Source organism: Glycomyces amatae (genome assembly GCF_020991375.1).
Classification (GTDB): Bacteria; Actinomycetota; Actinomycetes; order Mycobacteriales; family Micromonosporaceae; genus Glycomyces; species Glycomyces amatae.
Window position 1 is genome coordinate 300994 of record NZ_JAJLQZ010000001.1, and the last position, 25567, is coordinate 326560.

23 protein-coding genes and 1 pseudogene are annotated in these 25567 nt (G+C 70.5%); 16 read left to right on the forward strand and 8 right to left on the reverse strand.

The genetic code is table 11. The features are described from left to right. Positions 1-49: 49 nt before the first annotated feature. Positions 50-2353 carry a hypothetical protein gene (locus LO763_RS01465; protein WP_230600067.1) on the reverse strand — a complete coding sequence of 768 codons (2304 nt, stop codon included), beginning with the start codon at positions 2351-2353 and terminating at the stop codon, positions 50-52. Between the two features lie 207 nt (positions 2354-2560). Between LO763_RS01465 and LO763_RS01470 the strand changes: the two genes are divergently transcribed. From LO763_RS01470 to LO763_RS01480, 3 genes are all read left to right on the forward strand, one after another. Then, complete coding sequence (locus tag LO763_RS01470; protein ID WP_230600068.1) at positions 2561-3424, forward strand: hypothetical protein; 864 nt, start codon at positions 2561-2563, stop codon at positions 3422-3424. 211 nt (positions 3425-3635) lie between these two features. Then, positions 3636-4604 carry a hypothetical protein gene (locus LO763_RS01475; protein WP_230600069.1) on the forward strand — a complete coding sequence of 323 codons (969 nt, stop codon included), beginning with the start codon at positions 3636-3638 and terminating at the stop codon, positions 4602-4604. Beyond that, positions 4601-4921 (forward strand): hypothetical protein, encoded by a 321-nt coding sequence (locus LO763_RS01480; RefSeq protein ID WP_230600070.1) that lies wholly within the window; start codon positions 4601-4603, stop codon positions 4919-4921. The genes LO763_RS01475 and LO763_RS01480 overlap by 4 nt, the downstream gene beginning before the upstream one ends. 139 nt (positions 4922-5060) lie before the next feature. Here LO763_RS01480 and LO763_RS01485 read toward each other — a convergent pair whose 3' ends face one another. The 7 genes and pseudogenes from LO763_RS01485 to LO763_RS01515 form a co-directional block, all read right to left on the reverse strand. After that, entirely contained in the window at positions 5061-5717 is a 657-nt protein-coding gene (locus LO763_RS01485; protein ID WP_230600071.1) for a hypothetical protein, read from the reverse strand. A gap of 284 nt (positions 5718-6001) precedes the next feature. Beyond that, on the reverse strand, positions 6002-7150 hold the full coding sequence (locus LO763_RS01490; protein ID WP_230600072.1) for a M23 family metallopeptidase: 1149 nt from the start codon (positions 7148-7150) through the stop codon (positions 6002-6004). Continuing rightward, positions 7147-7686 carry a hypothetical protein gene (locus LO763_RS01495; protein ID WP_230600073.1) on the reverse strand — a complete coding sequence of 180 codons (540 nt, stop codon included), beginning with the start codon at positions 7684-7686 and terminating at the stop codon, positions 7147-7149. Before LO763_RS01495 ends, LO763_RS01490 begins: the two co-directional genes overlap by 4 nt. Before the next feature lie 3 nt (positions 7687-7689). Then, complete coding sequence (locus tag LO763_RS01500; protein WP_230600075.1) at positions 7690-9612, reverse strand: hypothetical protein; 1923 nt, start codon at positions 9610-9612, stop codon at positions 7690-7692. After that, positions 9609-12566: pseudogene (locus LO763_RS29520) on the reverse strand (ATP-binding protein); the annotation flags it as partial. The gene LO763_RS01500 and the pseudogene LO763_RS29520, both read right to left, overlap by 4 nt. 233 nt (positions 12567-12799) lie before the next feature. Beyond that, positions 12800-13189 (reverse strand): hypothetical protein, encoded by a 390-nt coding sequence (locus LO763_RS01510; RefSeq protein WP_230600078.1) that lies wholly within the window; start codon positions 13187-13189, stop codon positions 12800-12802. A gap of 45 nt (positions 13190-13234) precedes the next feature. Beyond that, the gene (locus tag LO763_RS01515) at positions 13235-13513 is read right to left on the reverse strand and encodes a hypothetical protein (protein ID WP_230600079.1); all 279 of its coding nucleotides are present in this window, start codon (positions 13511-13513) and stop codon (positions 13235-13237) included. Between the two features lie 332 nt (positions 13514-13845). On the opposite strand from LO763_RS01515, the gene LO763_RS01520 reads away from it, so the two are divergent. From LO763_RS01520 to LO763_RS01580, 13 genes are all read left to right on the forward strand, one after another. Next, on the forward strand, positions 13846-14709 hold the full coding sequence (locus LO763_RS01520; protein WP_230600080.1) for a hypothetical protein: 864 nt from the start codon (positions 13846-13848) through the stop codon (positions 14707-14709). Positions 14710-14801: 92 nt separating this feature from the next. Next, positions 14802-15536, forward strand: coding sequence for a hypothetical protein (locus tag LO763_RS01525; protein WP_230600081.1), 735 nt, complete (start codon positions 14802-14804; stop codon positions 15534-15536). Between the two features lies 1 nt (position 15537). Continuing rightward, positions 15538-15840 (forward strand): hypothetical protein, encoded by a 303-nt coding sequence (locus tag LO763_RS01530; protein WP_230600082.1) that lies wholly within the window; start codon positions 15538-15540, stop codon positions 15838-15840. Between the two features lie 10 nt (positions 15841-15850). Continuing rightward, positions 15851-16738, forward strand: coding sequence for a PPE domain-containing protein (locus LO763_RS01535; RefSeq protein WP_230600083.1), 888 nt, complete (start codon positions 15851-15853; stop codon positions 16736-16738). A 239-nt stretch (positions 16739-16977) separates the two neighbouring features. Continuing rightward, entirely contained in the window at positions 16978-18531 is a 1554-nt protein-coding gene (locus tag LO763_RS01540) for a hypothetical protein (protein WP_230600084.1), read from the forward strand. Between the two features lie 15 nt (positions 18532-18546). Beyond that, entirely contained in the window at positions 18547-18885 is a 339-nt protein-coding gene (locus LO763_RS01545) for a hypothetical protein (RefSeq protein WP_230600085.1), read from the forward strand. 269 nt (positions 18886-19154) lie between these two features. Further along, positions 19155-19478, forward strand: coding sequence for a hypothetical protein (locus LO763_RS01550; protein WP_230600086.1), 324 nt, complete (start codon positions 19155-19157; stop codon positions 19476-19478). Between the two features lie 44 nt (positions 19479-19522). After that, positions 19523-20266 carry a hypothetical protein gene (locus tag LO763_RS01555; RefSeq protein ID WP_230600087.1) on the forward strand — a complete coding sequence of 248 codons (744 nt, stop codon included), beginning with the start codon at positions 19523-19525 and terminating at the stop codon, positions 20264-20266. Between the two features lie 2 nt (positions 20267-20268). Next, positions 20269-21951 (forward strand): WXG100 family type VII secretion target, encoded by a 1683-nt coding sequence (locus LO763_RS01560; protein WP_230600088.1) that lies wholly within the window; start codon positions 20269-20271, stop codon positions 21949-21951. 227 nt (positions 21952-22178) lie between these two features. Further along, a complete protein-coding gene (locus LO763_RS01565) occupies positions 22179-22517 on the forward strand; it encodes a YbaB/EbfC family nucleoid-associated protein (RefSeq protein ID WP_230600089.1) in 339 nt (112 codons plus the stop codon). After that, positions 22514-22915, forward strand: coding sequence for a YbaB/EbfC family nucleoid-associated protein (locus tag LO763_RS01570; protein ID WP_230600090.1), 402 nt, complete (start codon positions 22514-22516; stop codon positions 22913-22915). The genes LO763_RS01565 and LO763_RS01570 overlap by 4 nt, the downstream gene beginning before the upstream one ends. A 48-nt stretch (positions 22916-22963) precedes the next feature. Then, positions 22964-24271, forward strand: a complete 1308-nt coding sequence (locus LO763_RS01575) for a hypothetical protein (protein WP_230600091.1) — start codon at positions 22964-22966, stop codon at positions 24269-24271. A 4-nt stretch (positions 24272-24275) separates the two neighbouring features. Continuing rightward, positions 24276-25544 (forward strand): hypothetical protein, encoded by a 1269-nt coding sequence (locus LO763_RS01580; protein ID WP_230600092.1) that lies wholly within the window; start codon positions 24276-24278, stop codon positions 25542-25544. Positions 25545-25567 lie beyond the last annotated feature (23 nt).

Consider the following 25567-nt stretch of genomic DNA (forward strand, 5'->3'; position numbering starts at 1 on the left):
CGGGCCCCGCTCCACCCGCCGCCCACGCGAACCGCCCCGCCGACCGGCCCTACCGCCCGCCGATCGAGCGCATCCGCCACGCCGCCGCACCCGCCCACGTCCAGCGCACGAACGTCAACGGCGCCTTCACCAAATACTTCAGCGTCGACTTGAGGCCGTTGTAGGACACCCACCGGTGCGACACGTACGCGACCGCCCAGAACACCACGACCGCAGTCAGCGCGCTCCAGCCCGCCGGCGACCACACCTTCGCCGCCTGCCAGATGCTGATGGCCGCGCAGATGCTCAAGGCCGACACGGCCGCCGTCGCCGAGTCCCGCACGCGCTGCTGCCGGTCCCCCTCCCAGCGCTGGAGCGTCGCCTCCGACTGGTCCGCCATGACCTCGTTCAGCCGCGCCTCGAACGCCTCCAACTGCTCGTCCACGCCGCTGACGGCCAGCAGGCGCCGCAGCGCCGCCGCGTTCGACGGCGACCGCAGCAGATTCGGCGAATGCAGCAGCGAGATCACCTGCCGCGTCTCGCTCTCGAACCCGAGCATCCGCGACCGCGCCGCCTTCATCGCCTCCAACTGCGCCGACCGGTCCGCGCCCGGCCGGTTGTACGCGGCGATGAACCCCGTGACGCTGGCCCGGTACCGGTCCAGCTGGTGGTTCCAGGACGCGAGCGTCCCGCTCAGGCACGCCGTGAACTCCGCGACCGCCTCCAGATCCCCCGAGATGAAGTTCGGGGCGTCCAAGGCCGCGATCACCGTCGTGTTCTCCGTCGAGATCAGCAGGTCGCCCTGGTTGCGCTGGTTCCAGACCCGCTTGCTGTGGTCGTCGGACAGGCGCACCCAGTCCCACAGCGACTCCTTCGCGTCCGGCGCGGCGTGCAGGAGCACCGAGGCGCCCACCAGGGTCAGCAGCCGGCGCCCGTCCTGCACCATCGGCCGGTCCATGCCGCCGATGTGCGGCTCGAACTCCCGCCGCCGCTCGCTTGCGCGCAGCACCCGCACGAGCACATGCGAGCGTCCCCTCTGGATCGACACGGGCGCGTCGTCGTCCGGGTCGTCGTTGAGCTGCCCGTGCAGCTGGCGCTGGATGAGGTCGCGGGCGAACCGCGACAGCCGGTCCCAGGTCCGGTCGGCGCCGTCGCAGGCGACCTCGATCGTGCCGTGCTCCCGCGCCGCCCGGAACATCGCCGCGTGCAGCTCGCTCGGGTACAGGTCCTCCACCGTCCGCTCCAGGCGCAGGCAGTGGACGCCCATGGGCGAGAACCGGACCGAGGCGCTCAACTCCTCGACGGTCTCCGCGTCCACGTGCAGCCGCACCTTCGGCAGGAGCACCTCGAGCCCGTCGAACCGCTGCTCCTGCGCCAGGCGCGGCTCCCAGATGTCGGCGTGGTACGTGAAATGGTCGATGATCGCCGTAGGGCGCACCAGCGGCCCTGGGCCCTCCTCGCGCTGCTCATGGGCCCGCTTCAGCCGGGACGTGATCGCCTCGTAGTCGATCCCGTTGACGCCGAACGGGAACAGGTAGACGATCCGGCCTTCGTCGACGCGCATCCACGGCTGCTTCCGGTCCTGCGTCTCCTGCAACCGTTCCAGGGCCTGCCGGTGCGCGTTGAGCTTCGACAGCTCCACCGACGAGAACGGCCACGAGTTCACCAGGCGCCGCAGGTCCTTGCGCATCTCATAGCGTTTGCGCTGGCCGCGCGACTTTGCGATGAGCGCCTGGTTCGCCTCCCGCAGCTGCAGGTGGTACTGGAGGCGCACCATCACCTCGTCCCGGACGTAGGCGGCGACCGGATTCTCCGGCCCGCGAGCCTCCCCGAGCACCGCCGAACACGAGTCGATCACCGCGTCCAGCGCCTCGCAGTAGCGCAGCCGCGAACCGGTCTTCAACCGGTCCTCCAGCAGCACCTCCTCGCGCACCAGATCGCACAGCCGCAGCGCCAGCTCGACCGCCGCGTCCGGCTCCTCGTCCAGGCTCCAGCACTTCCGCACCGTGTCGCGGAACTGGATCATGCACCTGGTGAGCAGGTCGACCCGGTAGGTGTGATTCCAGGCCCGCACGGTGCTGTGGTGCACCCACAGGCACAGCATGGCCCGGTCCAGCCCGCGCACCGCCAGCCCGGCCTGCCGCTCGAACTCCGCGCCCGCCCGCTCCAGGAACGCGTCCCCCACCTCGGAGGACCCCGCCGCCTCGACCTCGGCCTGGAGGCCGTTCCACACGAAGCAGTCCCGGACCGCTCTGGTGTCGATGCCGCACCGGTCCCGCAGATGCGCTTCGATGCGGAGATGGACCGTCTCGCTGCGGGCCTCGAGAGGCCCGCCGGGCAGGTCGTCGACCGGGCGGTACGAGGGGGCGCTCATGGCATCAGACTACGGTCGGCGCGCCTCCCCATGGGGTCCGTGAACGACGAGTTGAGGACTACTGCTTGAGCCGGTGGGGCCCGGTCCAATAGGGTGATGGCCATGGGTTTGTTTCGGCGTGTTGCCCGGGGTGTGCGCCCCAAGAGGCCGGCTGCGGGCGGGTCGACGGTCCACGACGCGTCCGGGAAGCGGTACCGCGTCGTGCCGGTGGACGAGGCCGAGGCCGCCCAGTTCGCCGACCCGCCCCGCAAATGGGCCCGAGTGGGCGCCATGGCAGGATCCTGGGCCGTGGTCCTGGCACTCGGAGCCTGGGTGGCCCCGGGCTTCGCCGCGGGCGGCAGCGACGAGGAGGGCGATTCCCGAGACGAACCCGCCTCCACCGCGAACAACGCGGCTTGGCGCTACCTGCGATACGGCTCGAATGAGGACGCCGATCGAGCCGAGGCCTCACTTTGCGACGATGCCTCACCGGAACTGACTCCGGCAGACCTCGATACCATTCGCCAGGCCTATGCCGATGAACTTGGAGGCATCACACGTGTCGATCTGGAGACCGGGGACCCTGTGCAATCAAGTGATGGCATCATGGTCGCAGGGACGGTCTCGTATATCTACCAAGGCACACAAAGGCACGAAGACTTCGTAGTCACCGTTCAAGAGAATGATGGCTCCTTCTGCGTCTCCAACGCGACTCAACCCGATGATGAGGCAGATCAGCCTTCTGCCAGCGAGGGCACCGAGTCGGCAGTCGACCCCAAGACCGTAGCCGCGGACTTCCTCCGAGCGGTCGTAGTCGAACGAAATCCGCAGGCCGCCATTGCCATGCAATGCGATTCGTACTCCGGCATAACGGCCCAGGACCTTGATGCGGCCATTGCGGATTGGACTGCGACGAACGGGGCCACCACTGGTTACCTGAACAGCCTTGACTCTGCCGAGGGCCCCATGGTGTTCGAGGCCGAGATCAAGCTCGATGGTGACCTGAAGATCGAGACCTTTGCGTTCCAGCTTGCGGTGCAAGGAGACTGCGTCGAATCGCTCGAAGGTGGAGACGGCCTCGTAAAAGCTTAGAGGCCAAGTTCCACATAAGATTCGGCGACACGCCGTGCCCGGTGGTTGACAACCGGCCGATGCTCGCTCACCATTTGGTCAGTGCGTCTCCGCTTGTCCAGTGGAGATCAACTGACCAATTTCATAGGGACGTCTCATCGACGCCGCCCGGTGGCCATCTGTCGCCAAACTGATTCCACCGGGCGGCCCATATCCAGAGGAGCAAGCTCCCTTGGCAACTACGACCATACTCGATTCCGGGCTGCCCGGAAACAGCCGTTCCGGTGCGAATTCCAACCGCCGACCGGGCGTTCCCACCTACCTCGAGCAGGTGGTTTACACCGTTCCGGCAGCCCCGGACTCGCCCGGCGCGTACCGCTACGACCCCGACTCCACCGACTCCACCGTCCCCGATTTGGACCCCCGCTCGCCGCGCTACGAACCGCCGCATCTGCGGCACCGGCCCGGCGACACGTGGATCATCGACCGGCAGCGCCCCCGCGATCCACTCGACCCCGGCCCGTACGGTTCCCCCGGCTGGTTCGCCGACCACCGAACCGGCAGGCACCGCCGAGGCGAACTGCCCGACCCGTCGCCCGAAACCGAACCGTCCGGTCAGCGGCCGTCCGGCTCCACCCCCGAAAGGGCCGAGAAACCTCGACCCGCCCCCGGCCGCTCCGGTGACGAACCGCCCCGACCTCTCAGGGGATCCCCGTTCGGAACGAACGACGACGGCTACCGCCACTACTTCGGCAAGCTCCGCGAAGAAGCCTGGTCGCGTTTCCTGGTCGAATCCAAGGAACTGCACCGCGCCCATCTCGTCCAGGGCAGCGCCGCAGACGATAGCCGACTGCGATTCTGGAAGACCACGAAGACCCTTTTGTTCCGTATGATCGGTTTGACGATCGCCGACAAGGGCACTCAAGGCCGCCAAGAACTGTTCGAGGTGGGGCCTATGCGCGAACGAATGGCAGGAGAAGCATCGTTGCCGATCGGGATCGATCGGCAACGCATCGAACGAAGCGCGCCAGGCGAACAGACGCGCACGGCTGTCGGCACGGCCAAGGTCGAGCGGTCCTCGCCGCTGGCGGGCACGCCGCCGCAAGGAGTGCATCGAACCAGTCCGATCGGTCCCTACATCGGCCTGTGGGAACGTCATTTCGACGCGACACGGCTCTTCCGAGAGGCGGTGGCCCTGTGAACCGCAACGCCGTAGGCGAAACCACTCGACGTACGACGCTCTCCGACGACTTCGACGGTGCCCGTTTCGCAGCGGTCATCGACGGCCGGCGCCTGTACTTCGAGGCGTTCCCGGCGCAATCCCGCTTCCGAGTCACGGTGGCCGATGCCCGGACGGGAAGGTCGGCAGCCCTCGGATCGGTGATCAGGCTCGACACCGATGCCCCGGGTTTGCGGATCTGCGCTCCACTCGAAGTCGAATGGGCCACAAGGAACGCCGAGGAGATTGTGGCCGAGGCCGTCGACGTGTGGGACTCGATCACCCGCCGCGAAGGCTGAACCACTGAAATAGAGGTCGGTCGGCGCACCGCGGTGGGGCGGCGCGCCGACCCTTAGACCCTGCCATACGGATCCGACACCAGCCATTCGGTCACAGCCGCCGCAAGCGGTGATCCGCCTCGGCGAAGTGTTCCGAGGGTCAGCGGTCGAGTTGGACCATCAGCTGCTCGGCGATGTCCTGGACGCCGGTCATCATGCGGTCGGTGTCCCAAACCCCGCCCGACCACGCGAACCTGACGGCACCGACGACGTTGCCGTCGCGGAAGATCGCGTGGGTGACGGCGTCGGCCTCTCCCTCCCAGCGGTACTGGCCGATCAGCCCCTCGTCCCAGGAGCTCTCGTAGGGCTCGGCGAGGTCCTGCACCTCCGGGGCCAACATGCCCGGACTGTAGGCCTCGGCGGCCCTCTCCTCGGTCGTGTTGTACTGCATCGTGATCGACAACTGGCCGTTCATGGAGCCGCCGTCCATGTGGCCGTAGTACATCCAGCAGTCGATCTGGTCCAGAAGCTTGACGCCCATGCCGTCCGCGATCGGCTCGGCGCTGACCTCCACCGGACCGTCCTGCGAGAGCTCCGGTCCGAAGGCCGCGAAGTCGACCTTGTCGCACAGCTCCTCGTCGAAGCGGTGCTCCGGCGGCGCCGCCTCGGCCGCCTCCTCGTCCCGCGTGGGGCCGATCATGCCCGCGCCGTACAGGCCGACCAGGACCGCGCCGAGCACCGCCACGACGCCGACCGCGGTGAGCGTGATCGCCAGGCCCTTGCCGCGTTTGCGAGGCGGAGGCGGAAACCCCGGCACGCCGACCTGGGGCCCGTACGCCGCCGCTCCCGGCGGGGGACCGTAAGGCTGACCGGGCGGCGGATACTGAGGGCTCCCAGGGGCAGTCGTATTCAGGACACCTTTACTCGAATCGACCAGCAGAGGCGGCGATTCTACTCATCGGCGTCCATCTGAGCGCAAAGTCCGGATTATCGGGGAGCCTTGGCTCGCAAGGCATCAGGTTTCCGGACCGACCGGATGAAACCGTGAACCGCTTGACTTGCCGAAAGAGCCGGACCGAACGATTCCCAGCGGACACCCGCTCATAAACCGAGCGGGGCGCCCATCTGGTTCATGAAGGCCACCGGGTCCACCGCGCCCGCCGAGCTGCGGTCGCCGTTGAGGTGCGTCTCGAAGTGCAGGTGCGGGCCGCTGGAGCGGCCCGAGGTGCCCACATAGCCCAGGAGCTGGCCGGCCTGGACCACGTCGCCCTCCTTCACCTGCGGCGCGTACTGGAAGTGGCAGTAGCGGGTCAGGTAGTCGCCGGCGTGCAGGATGTTGACGTACCAGCCGCAGCCCGCGACCTCCGGTGATCCGTCCACATCGCATGAATACGGTTCCCCGTACAGGCTCGCGTTGCACTCCGCGGTGATCACGGTCCCGCTCGAAGCCGCGACGACCGGCGTGCCCCGCTCCGCACCCAGGTCCACGCCGTGGTGCGTCGGACGCTCGGGAGTCTGGAAGCCCGACCAGATCGGCGCCCGCACCGGCGCCATCCAGCCCGCCGCCGACAAGTCGCCCGGCTGCGCGCAGGTCCCCAGATCGGTGTCGACCGCCGAGACGCGGGAACCCCCGCCGGTCAGCGTGTCCACGATCTGCGTCGCCAGCGGCTCGTGCTTCGCGTAGGCGTCCGGGAAGGCCGAGATCTGGACCCGCTGCGCCGCGACGGTGAGCGGCAGGCTCTCCCAGTTCTCGATGGTCTGCAACTTCTCATAGAACTTGGTCGAGGCGTAGACCGGATCGGTGACCTGCTCGGGCGTGCCCCAGCCCGTCGACGGCCGCTGCTGGAACAGGCCCAGCGAGTCGTGGTCGTTCCGGTCCCCGAGGTGTCCGTGGTTCGTCAGACCGGATTCCTGCATCGCGGTCGCCACCGCGACGATCCAGCCGCGCACCGGGATGCCGAGGTCCTGCCCGACCTTGATGATGATGGCGGCGTTCTTGATCTGCTCGGAGCCGTACGGGCCGATCTTGGGGAACTCCGCGTCGGGGTCGATCACGACGTCGCTGCCGCAGCCCGCCAGCGTCACCGTGCCGTCCTCGTCGTTCGACTGGTCGGACAGCAGCTGCACGATCGAGACCACCGCGCCGAGGCAGCAGACGCTGAGGACCGCGAGCGTCCACATGAGCGGTCGGAACCGCTTCGGGACGCGGAACCGGGGCTCCTTCACCTCATCGTCGCCGATGCCGCTCATGCCGGCGTCCAGTCGATCGCCGAGACGAGCCAGTCGTTCCCCGTCCAGTCGTTGGAGCCCTCGGTCATCGTGAGCGTCAGCGTGCCGGTGTCGAGCTCGACGGTGACCTTCTGGCCCTCGGCGGCGGGTTCGCCGGTCATTTCTTCGGCGGGAACCGAGATCGGGTCGACGCCCTGCATCAGCCCGGCGCTCTCGATGGTGAGGTAGGGGGCGATCGAGTCGTACCAGCCGTCGGGGCCGTAACCGTACGGGTTGAGCCAGGCCTCGGTGAACGCCACGGCCCGGTCGACCGCCTCCTGCGGCAGCTCCTCCTCCGCGTAGCAGCCGTCGCCTTCGCACTCCTCGGTCGCGAACCCGTCGTCGGCGGTGATCATCTCGGACGTCGGCGCGCCCTCGGGGCTCTCGGCTCCGGAGTCGCCGCCGTCGAGCGGGGTCTGCTCGCGGGTCTGGGCCAGCGCGATCACCCCGAGCACCAGCACCAGGATGATGGCGACGATCCCGTACCGGGAGAAGATGATCCGGAGGGCGCGGTTCATCGATCACTCCCCTCTCGAAGGCCGGTAGACCTCTCCGCCACTGGACCCGCCACCGGTCGAAGAACCGGCGGCCCCGCTGGTCGAGCCCGCGGGCCTGTCGGCGGTCGTCTGCTGCTCGGGCAGCGGGTCGCTCGTCCCGCGCGGTGTGCGGACGGTGTCGGAGGACTCCTCGGGCCTGGCGTCGCTGCGTCGCTGCCTGGCACGGTCGAGCTCGCGTTCACGCTCGGCGCTCTTGTCGGAGTCGATCCGGCGGCCCAGGAAGGCGTCCGCGGGCCCGCCGCCGGCCACGAGGCCGGCGATGCGCCGCCCGGGTCTCAGGAGCAGCCATGCGGCGACGCCGAGCAGACCGATCATGACCACTTGCAGCCATACCGGCATCGCTGTCGCGAGGATGCGGCTGGAGGCCCAGATGTAGATCACCGCCGCCAGCGAGAAGATCGCGACGTTGATGATCGCCCCGAGCACGGTGTTGACCAGGCGCTTGAACGGCCCGCCCGCGGGGCGCAGGAGCGCGATCGTGCCGATGATCGGCAGGGCCACGATCGCGAAGCGCACGATCATGAAGCCGAGGATGATGAGGATCGACGCGGTGAGGTCGAACAGCGAGAAGAAGATCGCCGTCAGCAGGGCGAGGAAGCCGGTGCCGGTGCGCTCCCAGGCGCGCTGGCCGCTGATGTTCGCGTAGGCCTCCGGGTCCTCGGTCTGGATCTGCGCGACCAGGTTCTGCCAGGTCTCCTGCTTCTCCTCGATGAGGTCGTTGCGAGTGCCCGGGTCCTGCGCTTCGGCATCTTCCTCCCACGAGAAGGCCTGCGCGGCGAAGAGGGCGGGCCCGTACTTGTAGGCGGCGTTCGACTCGGTGACGACCGGGTTGCCTTCGGCATCCTCGACGACTTCGCCGTTGCGCTCCTGGTAGGTGACCTCTTCGCTCTGGCCGAGCATGGTCCGCAGCCAGTTCTGGTAGAGGACCTGGCCGGAGACGGTGTCGGAGGCGACCACGGCGGCGGTGCGGGTGTCGATGCAGAAGTTCTCACCGTTGAGCTCTTTGAGCTCGTCGTACCGGTCCTGGTCCATGCCGTCTTCGCGGATGCAGCCCTCGACGGCGTCGTCGTTGATGAGGACCGTGCTCAGGTTCATGCCGATGGTCAGCGCCTGGTCGGTGTACTCGGCCGCCTTCACCGGCCAGCGCACCACGGCCGTGACGAGCACCAGGATCAGCACCGCCCAGGCGACGGTGGTGACCGCGTTGTTCATGTCGGCCTGCCTTGAGCGCCACAGCAGGTAGAGGCCGATGAGGCCGACGGTGACGGCGCCGAAGACGGTGAAGATCTGGCTGTAGAGCACCTCGGTGCCCTGCTCCATGAAGCGGTTCGACCAGCCCCACATGTTGTCCGGCTCCCACGCGGCCTGGCGCATCGAGTTCGCCGCACCCACAGTGGCCACGGACAGGTTGAACTCCATGTTGGCCAGGGCGTTCGCGGTATCGGCGCCGTTCGGGATCGAGACGGAGTCGACGCATTGGCCGCCGATGCTCATCTGCTGCGAGCCGTACATCGGCAGTTGGTAACCGGCGTAGCCGTAGGCGCTGTAGGTGCCGATGCCCTCGCTCTTGTCGAGTCGGCTCGGCTCGGCGAACCAGCCGGCCATGCCCGAGTCCGGTGAGGCCGGTTGGGGTGCGGCCTCGCACGGGAGCTCTTGACCTGTGGGCAGTTCGTCGAGGCAGCCCGACCACTCGGTGTGCCACTCGTAGTCGCTGCACCCCTCGTCGCCCTGCGCCCCGGCCGTACCGGGCGTGAACGCCAGGGCCCCGGCCGCTGTGGCCAGGACGAGGACCATGCGCGCCAGCCGTCCGGCCGCGCGCTTCGCGAAGCCGGGGGATCGCTGTCCGGTCGGGGGAGGGGCGAGGTCGTGCGCGGAGGGGTCGGTCACTGCTCCTCCCCAGGGGTGGTGTTGAGGTAGTCGAGCAGGCCGCGGACCCAGCTGAAGTCGGCGCGGATGCGCTGGACGCGGCCGTCCACGTCGCGCATCACGAACTCGCGGTAGGGGAGCTTCCGCGTTTCCGCCGCATCCACTTCGGACAGTGAGGCGAGCACGCTCTCGTAGCCGACGCCCGTGGGCACCCGCAGCAGCTTGAGCGCCTCCTCGGCGACCTCGGCGTCCTCGGCGATGCGGCCGACGAACACCGTGGACACCAGGTTCTGCACGTCGAGCCCGAGGATGTCCTTCGGGTTCTGACTCGCCACCAGCGCCGCCAGGTTCCACTTGCGGGAGTCGCGGGCCAGGCGCACCAGGAACGAGCGGCCGGACTTCCAGCCCTCCATGAAGTGCGCCTCGTCGAGGCCCACCAGCTTGCGCCGGTGCATGTCGCCGCCGTAGGCGCGGCGCACGGCCAGGCGGTGCGCGGTGTGCAGCATCGGCAGCGCCAGCGCCTCCTCGGCCGACCAGTACTCGCGCTCGATCCCCAGGTCGGGCAGGCGCAGCCCGGACATGGTGATCACCGTGAGCGCCGTGTCGTCCTCCAGGACCCCCTTGTCGGGGTTGCCGAAGAACAGCTTCGCGAGCGGCATCTCGGCGGTGTCGAGCAGGAGCGCGGCGAGCTCGGCGCCATCGCCGGTGATGTGGTCCTCGGCGTCCTGGAGGGTCTCCACGATGTCCTCGAGCGCGGAGTCCTCCTCGGCCGGGACGTGGCGGGCGGCGTGGCGCAGGAGGCGGGCGGTGCTCGCCTCGCGCTGGACCTGCGGCGGCAGCAGCATCGCGCAGATGTCCTGCACCAGCATGCGCCGCTCGGAGCGGGCGTTGGAGACGGCGATGTCGTACTCGCGCTGGCCGTCGGCGCTGTCCTCGTAGTGCTCGCGCCGCGGGGACGGGATGAGCGCGTACGGCGCGAGGGTCCCGTACTCGGAGCCGGTCAGGTTGAGCACGCGCGAGAACGGCTTGAGCTCGGGCATCTCGCACAGCTTCGCGAGCGGGCCCGACGGGTCGAGGAGGGTCACCTGGACGCCGCGCCTGGCGGCGAGGTACCCGATGGCGCCCATGAGGGTCGACTTGCCGCCGCCGGGCTCGGCGACGAAGACGCTCAGGCCCGACTTCTCGCGGACCTCCGTGGCGAAGTGCAGGTCGAGGAAGACCGGGCGGCGGCAGGTGCCCGCGGTGCGGCCGATGAGGTCGCCGCGCTGGTCGCCCACAGTGGACGCCGCCTGGGGCAGGGCCGCGGCGAAGAGCTTGACGGGCATGCGCCGCACGTACCCGGTCTGCGCGACCGGCTCGCCCGGGATGAACTCGCGGGCCAGCCAGTCCTGGTTCTTCGGGTGCTGGAGGCTGATGCGCATGTCCCGCTGGTACATCTGCATCAGCGTGCGGGCGCGCTCCAGGCACTCCTCCTTGGTGTCGGCGGTGACGGCGAGGCGGTGCCAGCCGTGGGCGCGCGCGGCGTCGATGGGCAGGCCGGTGGTCATCTCGTCGCCGACGCCCAGGGCGCGCTCGGCGAGGCGCTGGAGCTCGGGCGGGGCGTCCATCGCGTGCTCGTCGTAGTCGCGCTGCTGGCTGCGGATGAGCCGCAGGCGGTGGTCGAGGTCGCGGAAGGCCTCGCCGGGGCCGAGGATGTCGATGCGGCTCGACAGCTCGACCGGCCACGGGCAGCGCTCGTGGAAGTGCAGCCACGGCTCGTGCCGCTGGGGGATCTCGAGCTCCTCCATGCGCCCGACGGTGAGGACCGCGGTGTGCTTCTCCTCGCCGGTGAGGCGGTTGACGAGCTTGACGGTGGAGCCGTAGGGGCTGCGGTAGCGCTCGATCGACTCGGTGAGGGCCAGGACGTCCCCGGCCTCCCAGTCGCTCCCCGAGCCCGAGAGCAGGCGCGGCGGCTCCATGCCGAGGGCGACCGACCGGTAGACGAGCCCTTCGAGCTCGGCGGTGGTCGCGCGGCGCGCGCGCATCCCGAAGGAGCCGAGGACCTCGTCGAACTGGAGGCTGCGCTTCTCGATCTTCTCGCGCTCGGAGAGCCTGGTGCCGCGGCCGAACATGCGGCCGACCTTCTCGCCGAGCTGGTCGAACGCGCCGCGCCGCGAGAAGGTGATGCCGAGGTAGGTCTCGCCTTCGGCGTGCGAGAGCTGCTGGAGGTGGCGCTGGGCGGCGACCAGGTGGTCGGCCCAGCTGGTGCCGCCGGGGACGGTGCGCAGCGGTCGGGCGGTGTAGCGGTCGACGGTGCGGGCCCACTGGTCGGCCGGGAACGGCCGGGTGGTGCGCCGCAGGTGGACGCGCATCCCGGCGAGGCCGGCGAACTGCTCGGCGATCGCGATGATGAGCGCCTCGCGCTCCAGGTCGGGGCGGAAGGACCAGCGCACGCCCGGCAGCGCGTACCAGGCGGTGACCGAGGCGGGCGTGAACGTGACGTGCCCGGCGATCTCGGTCAGGCTCAGCTCGCGCAGCGGCTGGCGCTCCTTGTGGCCGCCGATGGGCTTGACGCGGGTCGGCTTGTCGTCGGCCGTCTCCACATGGACGGCGTCGGTGCGGGTCTTCCTGACCGGGACGAGGTCCTGCCCCGGCACCCGCTGACCGGTTTGCGAGGCCGGTTTGCGACCTGTGGAAACACTTCCGCGGCCCTGGTCAACAGCCTGTGGATAACTCGGGGCCTGCTGTGGATAACTTCCGCTGTTCTGTGGATAACCCTGTGGATTCCCGCTGGTCGGAGCCTGTGGGTAACGCTGTGGATACCCCTGTGGATAACTCGGCTGATTCTGTGGATAACTCTGGGGATAACCCTGTGGACGAGCGGTGGACGGCGGGGTCGTCGACGCAGGTGGCGTGGCGTGTCGAACGGGATCCGACGAGGGGGCGGAGTGGACCGGGGCCGGCGGGGTTGCCGCCCTCGGCGGTGTCGGCGCCTGGGGGGCGGGGGCCGTGTCGGGCCGGCTCTGCCACTGCGCGGCCTCGGTCCCGTTCTGCCGCTGCGCGGGCTCCGCCCGGCTCTGCCTCTGTACGGGCTCCGCCCGAAAGACGGCGTCCGCGAGCGCAGTCGCGTCGTCGCCCAGATCGCCGGCGGACCGCTCCCGGTCCCGCACGGGCGCGGGCGGCCGGGGGGCGGAGAACTTGGCGACGGGCTGTCGGCGATCCTCGCCGCTCATAGGCGCTCCTCAGGTCGGTCGGATTCCACGAGCGCGGGCCGCAGGCGGATCGAACGGGTCGTGAACGTCGGGGTCCGCGTCTCCTGGCCGGCGTCGCGCGTGTGCTTCCAATCGGTGAGCAGCGTGCGCAGGACCGTGGTCGCGGGGCGGTCGGCGTCGACGTAGCGGAAGATCAGCGAGGTGGCCACGAGGGCGAGGGCGATCTCGATCGAGGGGAAGAGCTCGACGTCCCCGGTGAAGACCCATCGGAGGAACATGAACAGGGCCAGTATCGCGGCGAAGGCCCCGTACTGCCCGTAAGGGAGATGGACGGGGAGGGTGTAGCCCGGGGGCCCGAGGTACAGCAGGCGGGCACGGTAGATGTCGTCGTCGGTGCGCAAGCGCATGGGCGTCCTCCGTCCGGCCTTACCTCAGGGGCGATGTGGGGCGTGCTAGTCCTCTTGGCTGAAGAGGACGTCGACCAGTCCGCCGCCGACGGCCACGAGGACCACGGCGCCGGCGATGAAGGCGATGCCGAGGATCGCGATGGTCGAGGAGGTCAGCACGCGGCTGACCTCGCCCTTGTTGGCCCGGGCGATGAAGATGAGGCCGAGGATCGCCAGGAGGATCGGGGCGATCCGGGACAGGAAGAATCCGATGATCCCCTGCGTGTTGATCTCGGCGCCGGCCTGGGCGTGCGCGGCCACCGTCCAGAGTGTCTCTCTCATCATCGTCAGTCCCATCCTTCCGTCACAGGAGTCACTCGAGTCTCACGTAACGCAATTTTCACTCATGATTCTTGTCTCCCAACCCATTGCGGGGTCTGCCCTCATCATATGCCGGGCCCCTGACGGAACGCACCTTCGTCGGCTCGAAGAGCGACCGTTCGGCCCGCCACGGCACAGTGAAACCGATTGACCGCGGAAAGACAATCCGGTGGGCGCGATCACTCCGTGTCGGTAATCCGACACTAAACTGGAGAGGCCCGGTGTCCTACGCTCGAAACCGGGCCGGCACCGCACAATAGACCCCGACGCGCGGCACCGCCCGGTGCCGCACGCTCATGCCCACACCGCCGGCCACCAGGCCGAGCACCGACCTCGCGGAGACCACCATGGACTACATCGACGACATCGCCGGGCGGCTCACCGTCGCCGCGGTCGCCTTCGCCGTCGCCGGTCTCGCCGTGGCCGCCCTCGCGGCCGCCGCCCTCGGCGGCGTGCGCGCCGCCGAGAAGTGGCCCTCCGCCCCGCTCCCGAGGCTCGGCCGCCCCGCCGTCATGACCGGCGCCCTCCTCGGCTTGGTCGTCTTCGCCCTCGCCGCCGGACTGTTCTCCCTGGCGCAGATCGGCACCGGTTTGAACGCCAACCTCCGGGTACTCCTCGCCGTCGGCATGGACCTCCTGGCCCTCGCGATCGGGCTGTGGCTGGTGAGCTACGTGGCCGGCAAGGTCGAGATGCGCACCCTCATCGCGGTGCCCGACCAGGCGTCGGCCCCGCCGCCGATCCCGGTGTCGGGCGACCCGACCCGCTACCAGATGCCGGACTACACGGAGACCCCGATGGAACCCGAGTCGCAGGACTACCCGCCGCCCGCCGCGCCCGAGCCGCGCCACCCCGTGTCGCCGTACGCGCCCGACACCGCCGCGACCGGGAGCCTGCAGCGCACCAAGGTCCCCACCATCCCCACCGACACCCGGCCCGGCTGGGTCTTCCGCGACCGCGGCACCGGCGCCTTCTACGCCGCCGTCGCCCAGAGCCGCGGCGGCATCAGCCTCCTGGCCCTCGACGACTTCACCGTCGCCCGCACCGCCTCACTCGTCGGCCCCCTCGAACTGGTCGGGTCCGTGGAGGCCACCGTCTGGCCCCTCGAGAACGGCAACGGGGACGGCGAGCGGACCGACGCGGAGGCCGCGTCCGACCGGTGACCCTCCGGGGCGGCGCCGAAACCGGGGCGAACGCTCCGTAAACGGAGGTTCGCTATTGTTCGGGGTGACCTCGACCGAAGCGAGCCGCCACCGTGAACGACGCCGAGCCGATCTTCACCGACCTCGACGAGTACGTCACCCTGCGCGTCGACGGCGGGAAGATCATCGTCGAGGTCTCCGCGGCCGGCTTCCGGCAGCCGCCCGGCGTCGTCGCGGGCCTGGTCACCGAACTCGCCGGACGGCTGCCGCGCCCCGGAGCCGACGCGGACGACGCGCTCGCCGCGGGCGCCGACGCGGTCGGCCGGCTCCAGCAGGCCGCCGCCGGCGGCGGCTACGAGGCCTTCGCCGCCATGATGCGCGGACGCCTCGGCATCGAGGCCCCCGCCGAGACCCTCAGCCGCGACCCCGAGGTCGACCGCGCCGTCGCCAACCGGCTCGACGGCGTCCTCAAGTCCATGCGCCGGGCCCAGAGCGCCCGCGCCGAACCCGCCCGCGAGGTGCTCAACGCCGAGGTCCATGCCGACGAGGGCGACCTCAGCGTCACCTCCAGCTCCGAGCGCGCCGTCGCCGGCGTGTGGATCGGACCCGACGCCCGCAAGCGCGGCGTCGACGGCCTCGGCGAAGCCCTGACCTCCCTCATCGCGCGCGCCCGCGGCGAACTGCGGACCCTCGCCGAAGAGCGCGCCCGCGGCGCCGCCCCCGCCGAGGTGGCGGAGGCGGTCGACAATGCGCCACAGGACGCGCAGCGCGCCGGCAGCGCCGCCATGCAGATGATCGAGCGCATCCAGCAGCTCAACGACACCATCCAGCGAAAGGCAGGGCAGTGACATGGGACGAGTCTTCGACGCCGCATTCGTCCGACAGGTCGGGGCGAACATCGACGCCAACGTCGTCCCCGTCCTGGAGAGCACCGACGCGATCCTCCCCGAGCTGAGCGCCGTCGACCGCGGCCTCCACGCCTCCGTGGCGCTGCCGATGGCCGCCTCCTACACGACGGCCGTCTCGGCCGCGACCGAGTCGATGGCCGCGGCCGCCGAGTCCTTCCGCCGGATGCGCGAGGCCCTCGACGGGTGCGCGCAGGACATGGAAGACGCCGACGAGGCCTGCGCGCGCTCGTTCGGCGGCGAATAAGGGGACCGGCATGTCGGCAGGACAGGGCATCTACGACGCGGGCGAGGAGATGGCGCCGTACTACGACGGCGTCATCAAGGGCTGCGCGGTCGCCATCGCGCCGCCCGCGGTCGTCTTCGGTCCCGCCGTGCAGTCCCTGGCCGCCGGCGTGTACACGAACCAGTGCAACCCCGGCGACGTCATGAAGGCCGGCGGCGCGTGGATCATGCTCGCCGAGAAGAACACCGAGGCCGCCGAAGCCCTCCAGGCCGAGATCGACGCCGTCACCCCCGAGCACTGGTCCGGCGACGACGCCGACGCCTTCGCCGAGGCCGCCGGGAACGTCAAGCGCCAGCTCCAGGAGCTCGCCGCCACCGCCCTCCTCATCGGCGCCCAGCTCGTCGCCTTCGCCGTGACGCTCACCGTCTACTGGCTCTTCCTCACCGCCTGCGCCGCCGCTATGGACGCCCACCTCACCGCCTACCTCGCCGCCCTCGCCGGAGCCTCCACCGCGTCCGGCGCCCCCGCGATCATGGCCGGCGCCCGGACCGTCGCCGACTCTCTCGCCGCGACCGTGAAGCGCTTCGAGTCCGCGCTCGCCTCCCTCGCGAGCGACTGCGCCGCCCTCACCGGTGGGTTCACCGCCTTCACGTTCGGATTCCAGAAGGGCGCCGGCGACCCCGTCGACATCGCCGGGGCCGATGTCGCCGACACGCTGGAGGGCTTCGCGGCGTACGGACTCGACGCGCTCATGACGACCTCCGGCGGCCGCCACGCCGCGGTCAGCCCCGGACTGCACGCCCTCCAGGGCAGCGAACGGGGAAGCGGCTTCGGCGGCCCCGGGCTCGGCGCGGTCGGCGGCCTCCGCGACCTGTGGGAGGGCAACATCCCCGATCCCGAAGAGGCGCAAGGGCGGTGAGCCCGGGCCCGCGCCGCTCCACGGCCCCGGGCGTGACCGTCGCGCGGTACGCGGAGACCGCGGAGGAGGGGGGGTACCGGGCCCCGGCGCCGCCGCGGTCGAGGCCGACATCGAAGCCGGCGGACGCCGCACCGAAGGCGAACACGCCCCCGCCGGGCGTTCGAGGGTTCCGCGCCTGGCGTCCGGTTGCTACCGTGAGGGGCGACACCGACCCCTCTCCCGCCGCGAGGTGCGCACCCATGAGCGACCAACCGCTCGAGTCCTACCAGGGACTCGACGCCGCCGCCCCGGCCGCCGGGGCCCCCGCGTTCGGAGACGTGCAGCCCGCCCCCGCGACCGCGCAGCCCTCCGCGCCCGGGCCGATCCAGACGCTCCCGGACGAGTACGTCCCGCCGCAGCGCCAGGCCTGCTCGAACCCCGGGTGCGCCAACCCCACCGCGCACCCCGCCGAGACCGCCTGGCAGCAGCTCGTCTCCGCCGTCCCCGTCGAGCGCCAGCTGTACCGGCTGCGCCCCAAGGAAGGCGGGATGGCCTTCCCGACCGAGGCCGACTTCCGGGCCGCCGTCGGCGCCGTGCGGCCCGAGTACGCCGACGCGCACTCGATCGAGCGCCTGCGCGGCGCCTGGACCGAGGACGTGGCCGGGCGCCTCGCCGACTGGTCGGAGCGGATCAGGTCGAACCTCGCCGACCTCGCCGAAGGCTGGTCCGGCACCGACTTCGAGACCTTCGAGGCCGCGTGCGGGAAGACCCGCGAACTGGTCGACGACCTCATCGACGACATCGACGCCACCGTCGCGGGCCTCCAGTCGACCGAGGAGGCGCTCTACTCCCTCCAGGGCGGCGACTCCGGCGAGATCCCCTACCCCGCACCGCAGTTCTGGATCGACGGCGAGTGGCACAGCTGGGTGTCCGTCCACATCAGACCCGCATGGTGGCACGGCGACTGCATCCAGTACACCTGCCGGGACGCCGAGCACGTGCTCGCCCTCGGCGGCGCCGAACCCGAGCTCGCGACCGAGATCATCGACTACATCGACGAGCGCATCGTGCACTACGTCGACTACTACGCCAGCCCCGTCAACGTCGAGCGCGAGGGCCTCGACCCCAAGGGCCTCACCGTCGAGGAGGCCAAGGAGCTCGCCGTCGCCGACGCGATGGAGCACTACGGGACCCTCGTCGACCAGAGCTGGGGCGCCTACGACGCCCGGCACGGCGAGATCAACGACGACATCGACCAGCGCAGCGCCGACACCGACGGCGAGGAGCGCACCGTGCGCACCGTGCGCAGCGACAAGGAGTACCCCGCGGCGGCCGACCCCGCGTACATGGACCTCGAACCCCCGCCGATGGACCAGCCCGCCGGCACCTCCGCGCCCCTGGCCAGCGAGGACCCGTCCCTGGACCCGCCCTCGGGCGAGGCCCCCGGGAGCGAGGAGCCCCCCGCCGAGGACGACGGCGGCGAGCGGCCCGGCGGCGGCCTCGCCAGCGGCGATCCCGCCACGGGCGGATCCGGCTACGGCACGGTCGCCGGCCCCGGCGCCGCCGCGGCCGCCCCCGCGGCCACCAGCGCGACGACGGCCGCCATGGGCCCCGCGACCGCCGGCGCGGCGGCCGCACCCGCGGCCGCCGCCGCGGGCTCCGGCTCCAGGGGCTCGGCCGCGATGATGGGCGGCGCCGCCGGCGCCGGGGTCGCCAGGCCCGCGGAGGACAAGGAGCGCGAAGCCGACGTCGACCTGGTCGAGAACCAGAACATGTGGGGCTACGTCAACGAGGACGACGACCCCTACGCCTAGAGAAGGAGCCCCCGCATGGACACGCGCGCTTTCGACCCGGCCGCGCTCGAGCGGTACCGCCAGTTCCTCGGCGACCTGCTCGAGGAGCTGGAGGGCGAGATCATCCCGGTGCTGCGCGACGGCGACCTGCGGAAGGCCCCGGCCTTCGGCACCGCGCCCGGCGCCGCCGAGGTCGCGGCCGTCGAGTACGCCGACTTCCACGCGACGTCCTGGCGCAACCTCCAGTACCTGCGCGGCACCCTGTACGGCCTGATGGCCGGACTCCAGACCGCGATCGACAACGGCGGCGTGGTCGACCAGCAGGTCGCCACGGACCTGCTCCGCATGACCGACGGCGACGACCTCTACGCCTGACCCGTGCCCTCCGGCCGCGACTGGAGCGCGGACATGTCCGTGAGCTGCGGTCACGCCCCGTATCGGCGCAATCATTCAGGGGGAACACGGTTTGCACACCCCTGCTAACGTGGTCGTTGAACTTACATCCGAGACCCGCGTAATCCCCCCGAGGGCGCAACGCAGCAAGCAGGTTCCGCCCTGAACCGCTCGCGTCCTCGCGCGATGGCGTCGAACCGCACGTCGGGGGGAACGTACCGCAGGTACTGAACTCACAGACAGGGAACGCGATGGCGACTAGCAAGCAGGTCGATCCCGAAGCGCTGCGTGCCTACCGCACCAAGGTCCAGGCGCAGCTGGACATCGTCGAGAACGACATCATCCCCAAGCTCCGCAACGGTGAAGCGCTCGGCAAGATGCCCGCGTTCGGCGCCATGGGCGGATCGGACGCGGCGCGGGGGACGTACGAGACCTTCCACTCCACGACCTGGGACAACCTCCAGGCACTGCGCGAATCCCTGCACGGCATCATCGACACCCTCGAAGAGTCCGGCAACCTGCACGAGGAGACCGACGCGCAGAGCGCGGCCGACTTCGACGGCGAATTGTCATAGTGGTCAGCCGGCAACCGGGCGACCGACAGAGAGGACTTACGGACGTGACCCGAAACCTGACCCTGATCAAGGGCTTCGCCGCACTCGGCGCCGCCGGTCTGCTCCTGGCCGGCTGCGGCGGCAACGAGCTGCCCGCCCCTGGAGACGGGGACGACAACGGAGGCTCCAGCGAAGGCGGCAGCTCCGAGGTCGGCTCGTACAGCGTGATGATCGACTGGGATGGCTGTGAGGCCTTCGACGACATCCAGACCCTTCAGGACTTCATGGGCGTCACGGATCTGGGCGGCAGCGGTCTCGTGAGCAGTGCGACCGGCGGTGGTCTCGACGGCGAGGCGTTCACCTGCGGTGCCTCCGCGACGCTTCCCTCGTACAACCTCAACGGCAAGGACATTCCCGGGGACGCGAGCATCGACGTCGGCGGGGTGCCGTGGGATTCACCTGAAGAGGCGGCCGAGAACTTCGAGGGCCGCGTCGAGCAGCTCAAAGAGGCCATCGAGATCGACGGCGTCGAAATGTTGAGCCCGCAGGAGGGTGAGATCGAAGGCGACTGGGATGCGAGCCATTACTTCGCGTCCACCACGTCTACGGGGCATCAACTCAACGCCATCGGTCTCAAGGGCGACCTGATCGTCTACGTGTTCATCACGCACTTCAACGACCCCGGTGTTTTCAACGATGACGAACCGGTATACCCGTTCACCGATGAGGAACTGGTCGACTGGGTGCTGAACGAATACATGCCGCAGACGCATGCCGACCTCCTCGCCAAGAAAGAGAGTGGGCTCTAGACATGGCAGAAGAAGATTTCGAGAAGGAAGACTACGGTGACGCCGAGGTCGGGATGGAGAAGTCCGCGATCGAGGCCCGCATCAACGAGTTGCTGAAGACGCCGACTTGCGATCTCGGCGAGGAATGCACCGCCAAGGTCGTCGAACCCGCCGAGGAGGCCTGGCTCCGGCTCATGTCGGCCGTCCCCAAGAACGGTCAGACCGCCACTGTCTCTCCTGCGCGAGACATCCAGACCTACGCACTGCCGGACGGCCAGTCGGTCAACTCGCTTGTCAGGTCCCTTCGTCCAGAACCTGCCGACGATTATTCGATGGAGCAGATCAGTTCTGAGTGGAAGAACATCTACCAGACGCTCAGCGATGTGCCCGAGAACCTCAAGACCGGCCTCTCCACCCTCTCCGAGGATTGGAAGGGCGACGACTACGACGCCTTCGAAGAGCAGGTCGAGAAGGTCATCAAGAACGCCCGGACCGTCCTCGCCGATATCTGGGGTGAAGAGGGCACTGTCGGCGGCGCCGTCAAGATCCTCGATGAGAAGTCCGACAGCATCTATGAGCAGCAGGGCCGCGACGAGTGCGTCTACCCCTCGCCGAAGTTCCACCTCGAGGACGCTGCCGCCTGCTCGCACAAGATCCACATCCGGCCGCCGTACTTCGCGGCCTGCGAAGTCTTCCCGGACGACGAGACCAAGGTCGCGATGGAGTGGGCCGGCTTCGAGCCCACCATCATCGACGAGGTCCAGGAAGAGCGAGAGCGCATCTATGACATGTACATAGAGCACACGAACCAGTACCCGGACTACGAAGAGGACGGGATGAAGGGCGAGGAACTCGCCCGCACCCGTGCGGACGAGTACGCCAAGCGCGAGACCGACAGCCTCGGCACCGACGGCCAGGAGCAGCTGCAAGCGCAGGCCACCCAGGTCAACGAGGACATCACCGACCGCCACGAGAACACCGATCTGGCGGTCTCGGAGATCAACACCGAGGCCAAGACCTCCGAGCCGACCGCCTTCAACGAGGGCGGCGACGTCGAGAACCCCGGCAGCGGCGGCCTCGACGGCGGGTCCCCTCCCGGCGGCGGCGCGCCCCCCGGCCTGGGCGACATGAAACCGCCCGGGTCCCCCAAGGGGCTCACGCCGACATCCCCGAACCTGCCGGACAGCAACGGTCCCGGGGACATCGGCACGCCGACGTCCCCGACCTTCCCCGACACCGACGGACCGGGGGGCCTGGACGACAACACGTGGTCGCCCTCGAGTCCCGATCCTGACGACCTCACCGGTGGCCTGGCCTCCGGCGGCGGGCTCGGCAGCGGTTCCGGCCTCGGCGGCGGCTCCCTGGGCGGCGGCCCCGGCGGTGGCGGCATGGGCGGCGGTCCCGGTGGCGGCATCGGCGCCGGAGCCGGCGCCGGTGGCGGTATCGGCGGCGGCATGGGCGGCATGATGGGCGCCGGCGGCGGTGCCCGCGGCATGGGCGCCGGGGCCGGTGGCGGTCGCGGTGCCGGTGGCGGCCGAGGCGCCGGCGGCATGGGCCGCGGCGGCGCCATGGGCGGCATGATGGGCGGCGCCGGCGGCCGCGGCATGGGCGGCCAAGGCGAGGACGGTCAGGAGACCGGTACCTGGCTCACCGAGGACGACGACGTCTGGGGTATCGGGAACGAAGCCGAAGACCCCTACGCGTAGCACCTTCGCAACGGCCGGGCCCGCGATCGCGGGCCCGGCCGTTGCCGTTCCCGGACGGCGGTACGGCCCGGTCACGCCTCCGGCCGGGCGCGGCGCGGCGCGGTCGCGTTCCCGTTCGCGACGGGGGCGTCGCCCATCGGTCACCCGCCGTCACCGGCGGCGAGCACCGCCCCATTAGCATCGGGAGTGACCGCGGCCTCCTGCCGCGGCCTGATGAAGGGAGGGCCATGACCGACGATCCGACCGCCGACATGCGGCAGCGGGCCGCTGAGATCCAGCGCCTCGCCGTCGAGGCAGAGGGCGAGGCGGTGAGCGAGGACGGCGCGGTCAGGGTCGTCGCCGGCGCCGCCGGCAACCTCAAGGAACTCGACCTGCGGCTGAACGCGTTCGAGCTGAGCGGCTACGAGCTCGGCGAGCTCATCGTGGAGACCATCCGGGCCGCCGACCGCAAGGTCGCCGCAGAACTGTCCGCGGCCATGGCCGGCATCATGGGCGCTCCGGCGCCCGCCGACCTCTTCGGCGGGGGCGTCCGCCCCGTCGACCCCGACACGGAGGAGCAGCCGTGACCGACCGCAGCGAGCGGCCCAGCCCGCAGGAGATGCTCGCCCGCCTCGAGCGGATGCAGGCCGAGGCCGAGGCCACCCTCGAGAAGTACAACCGGCTGGCCGAGGAGATGGGCACGACGGAGGTCGAGGCGTTCTCCGAGGACGGCCGCATCCGCGTCAAGCTCGACGCGGACGGCAAGGTCGCCGAGATCGGCATCGACGAGTCCGCGATGCGCTTTCGCCAGACCCTCGGCCCGGCGGTCATGGCCGTCATCGAGGAGGCCAAGGCCGCCTACGGCGTCAAGATGACCGAGATGGCGCAGGCCCTCGTGGGGGACCGGATCGACGTCATGGGCATCGTCCGCCAGAGCCTGCCCGAGCACATGCGCGGCCGCTTCGACCAGGGCACCGACCGCTGACCTCTGGCCCGCAGGAGGCGGCGGCGCGCCCGCCGGCAGTACAATCACGTGAGCGGCGCCACTGACGCATCACTGACGCGCCGCTTCGCCGCCGCCCGCGGCGCCGCCCTCGATCGGAGCCCGCCCATGGTCGACATCACCAGCGTCACCCTCGCCGAACTGAGCGCCGCCGAAGGCGCGCTGCGCCAGGTCCAGCCCGACGCCGCCGCCCTGAGCGCCGAGGTCGACAAGGACGGCATGGACCTCATGGGGTGGGGCCTGTGCGGCGCGGCGACCTTCGCCACCGGCTACTTCTCGATGATCGGCGAGCTGCGCTCGCTGTTCCAGATGATGGCCGACGGCATCGAGGGCCACGCCGGGCGGCTCGAGGCCTGCCGCACCGACTGGGCCAACGCCGACGACGAGATGGCGCAGGCCTTCGCCGAGCTCGCCCCCGAAGGCCTCGGCGAGTCCTTCAACGTCGCGGGGAGCACCTTCAACTACTCCGGCGCCGGGGACGCGATCCGCACCGACTCGTGGAAGAGCGTCACCGGCCCGTCCTTCTACAACAACACCGTGAACGGCGTCGACGCCGTCAAGGAGGTCGTCCGCGCGCAGGACGGCGTCTCCAGCGTCATGGGCGGCCTCGGCGACCTGACCAACTCGGTGTTCCAGATCGGCGGCGACATCGGGACGTTCTTCGAGAACCCCCTGAGCCTCCTGCTCCAGAACGGCATGGAGTTCCTGATCAAGCTCATCAAACCGGTCGACGACCTCATCGGCATGGTCACCGGCAACCCCTCCCGCATGGGCGACGAGATCAAGCGCTGGCAGGAGATCCGCGAGAAGATGCACCCCATCGGCGAGGGCATCGCCGCGATCCCCGAAGGCGCCCTCAAGCAGTGGCACGGCCAGGACGGCGACGCCGCCCGCGAGAAGATCGGCGAGTTCGCCGAGGGCGTCTTCGAGCTCGCCGACCGCACGATCATCCTGGAGAGCCTGCTGCGGCTGTGCGAGGCCCTGGCCACGGCCATCCAGAAGTGGCTCATCAGCCTCGTCTCCGACTGGTGCGTCGACGAGATCATGGCCTGGCTCGTCGCGCTCGCCTCCTCGGTGGTGACCTTCGGGGCCTCGGCCGCCTCGGCGATGATGCGCTCGGTCGTCAACGCCGTGATCACGATCGGCAAGGCCCTCAAGAAGGTCTACGAGGTCATGCAGACCTTCGCGACGACCAACAAGATCATGAAGCCGGTCCTGGAGTTCATGGGCAAGGTCTCCGGCCCGTGGGCCGAGGCGGGCGTGAAGACCGTGAGCACGGTCGGGCGCCTCATGGGCACCGGCGGCTCGACCGACATCACCGAAGCGTTCACCCAGTAGCGCCATGGGGGAGCGGCGACCGGCCCGGCCCGGCTACTTCGACGCCGGCGACGTGCCCGTGCAGACGATGGACGCCTGGGTGCAGCGGCCCGCGAGGGTCGAGACCTTCGGCCCGCTGCCGGTCGCGGCCGCCCCGACCGCGGAGTTCACCGCCGGCAGGACGGCCGAGGCCGCCCCGGGCCCGGGCCTCGGCGTGATCGACGTGCTGCTCAGCACCCGCGCGGGCGGCGGCGCGGCCGGCGTCCTGCTCGTCGACGGCGCCGTGGTCGGCTGCGGCGACGGCCGCCACCAGGTGCAGGTCGAGCCGGGACCGCACCTCGTGGAGGCGCAGGGCCGCGGCGCGGCGCAGGCGCACGTCGACGTCAGCGCGGGGGAGCGGGTCTGCCTCACCACCGACCAGACCGGGGACCTGGTCTCGACCGACCGGCACGTCTCCCCGATCGCCCGCGTCGACACCCTGGAACGGCTGCGCCCCCGGGGCTCGGGCTCGAAGACCGCCCGCACGGCGGGCTGGGCGCTCATCGCCGCGGGCCTCCTGCTGTGCGTCGCCGCGACCGTGTTCACCTACGAGACCGCCGAACGGGTGGGCTCGGGCCCGTTCGCGCGGGTCTATCCGACCGGCACCGGGCAGCTCGTGTTCTGGTTGTCGTGCCCGGCGGCCCTGGTCGTGCTCTTCCTCGGCGGCCTCGCGCTCAGCTGGGACCGGAGCAGGCTCCAGCGCCGCGTCCGCGACCACCTCGACTTCCGCCTGGGACGCGTCGAACCGGTCGAGGGCGGGACCGCGGTGCAGGTGGCCGACGGGTGGCGCCACCGCGACGTGCTCCCGTCCGGCGCCACCGGCGTGCTGGTCCGCTTCCAGCTGCGCCAGCACCGGGTCAGCGCCGAGCGGCGCCCCGGCGCGGTGGTCGCGCACGAAGGCGACGTCCCGGACCTGTCGGCCGCCTACGCCGCTGCGCCGGAGGCCGCCGTGGACGGCACCGCGGTGCCGGTGTCGTGGGGCAGCTGGTTCTACCCGCTCGCGCCCGGCGCCCACCGCCTCACCGTCGCCGTCGACGGCCGGTTCGCGCCGGTGCGCGGCACCGCCGTCCACACCGGCGAGACCGCCGCCCGGGCCGAGGCCGAGATCGCCGTGGCCCCCGGCATGGTCGCCGACCTGCGGGTCCGCGCCGACGTCTACCGGGTGTGGCGGCCCGAGAGCGGCCATATCGAGTCCTTCACGCCGCGGCTGGACCTGAAGGCCAAGAAGCCCTTCCGGACTCGCGCCGCTGGGTGACCACCCGGTGGCCACAAAGCTGT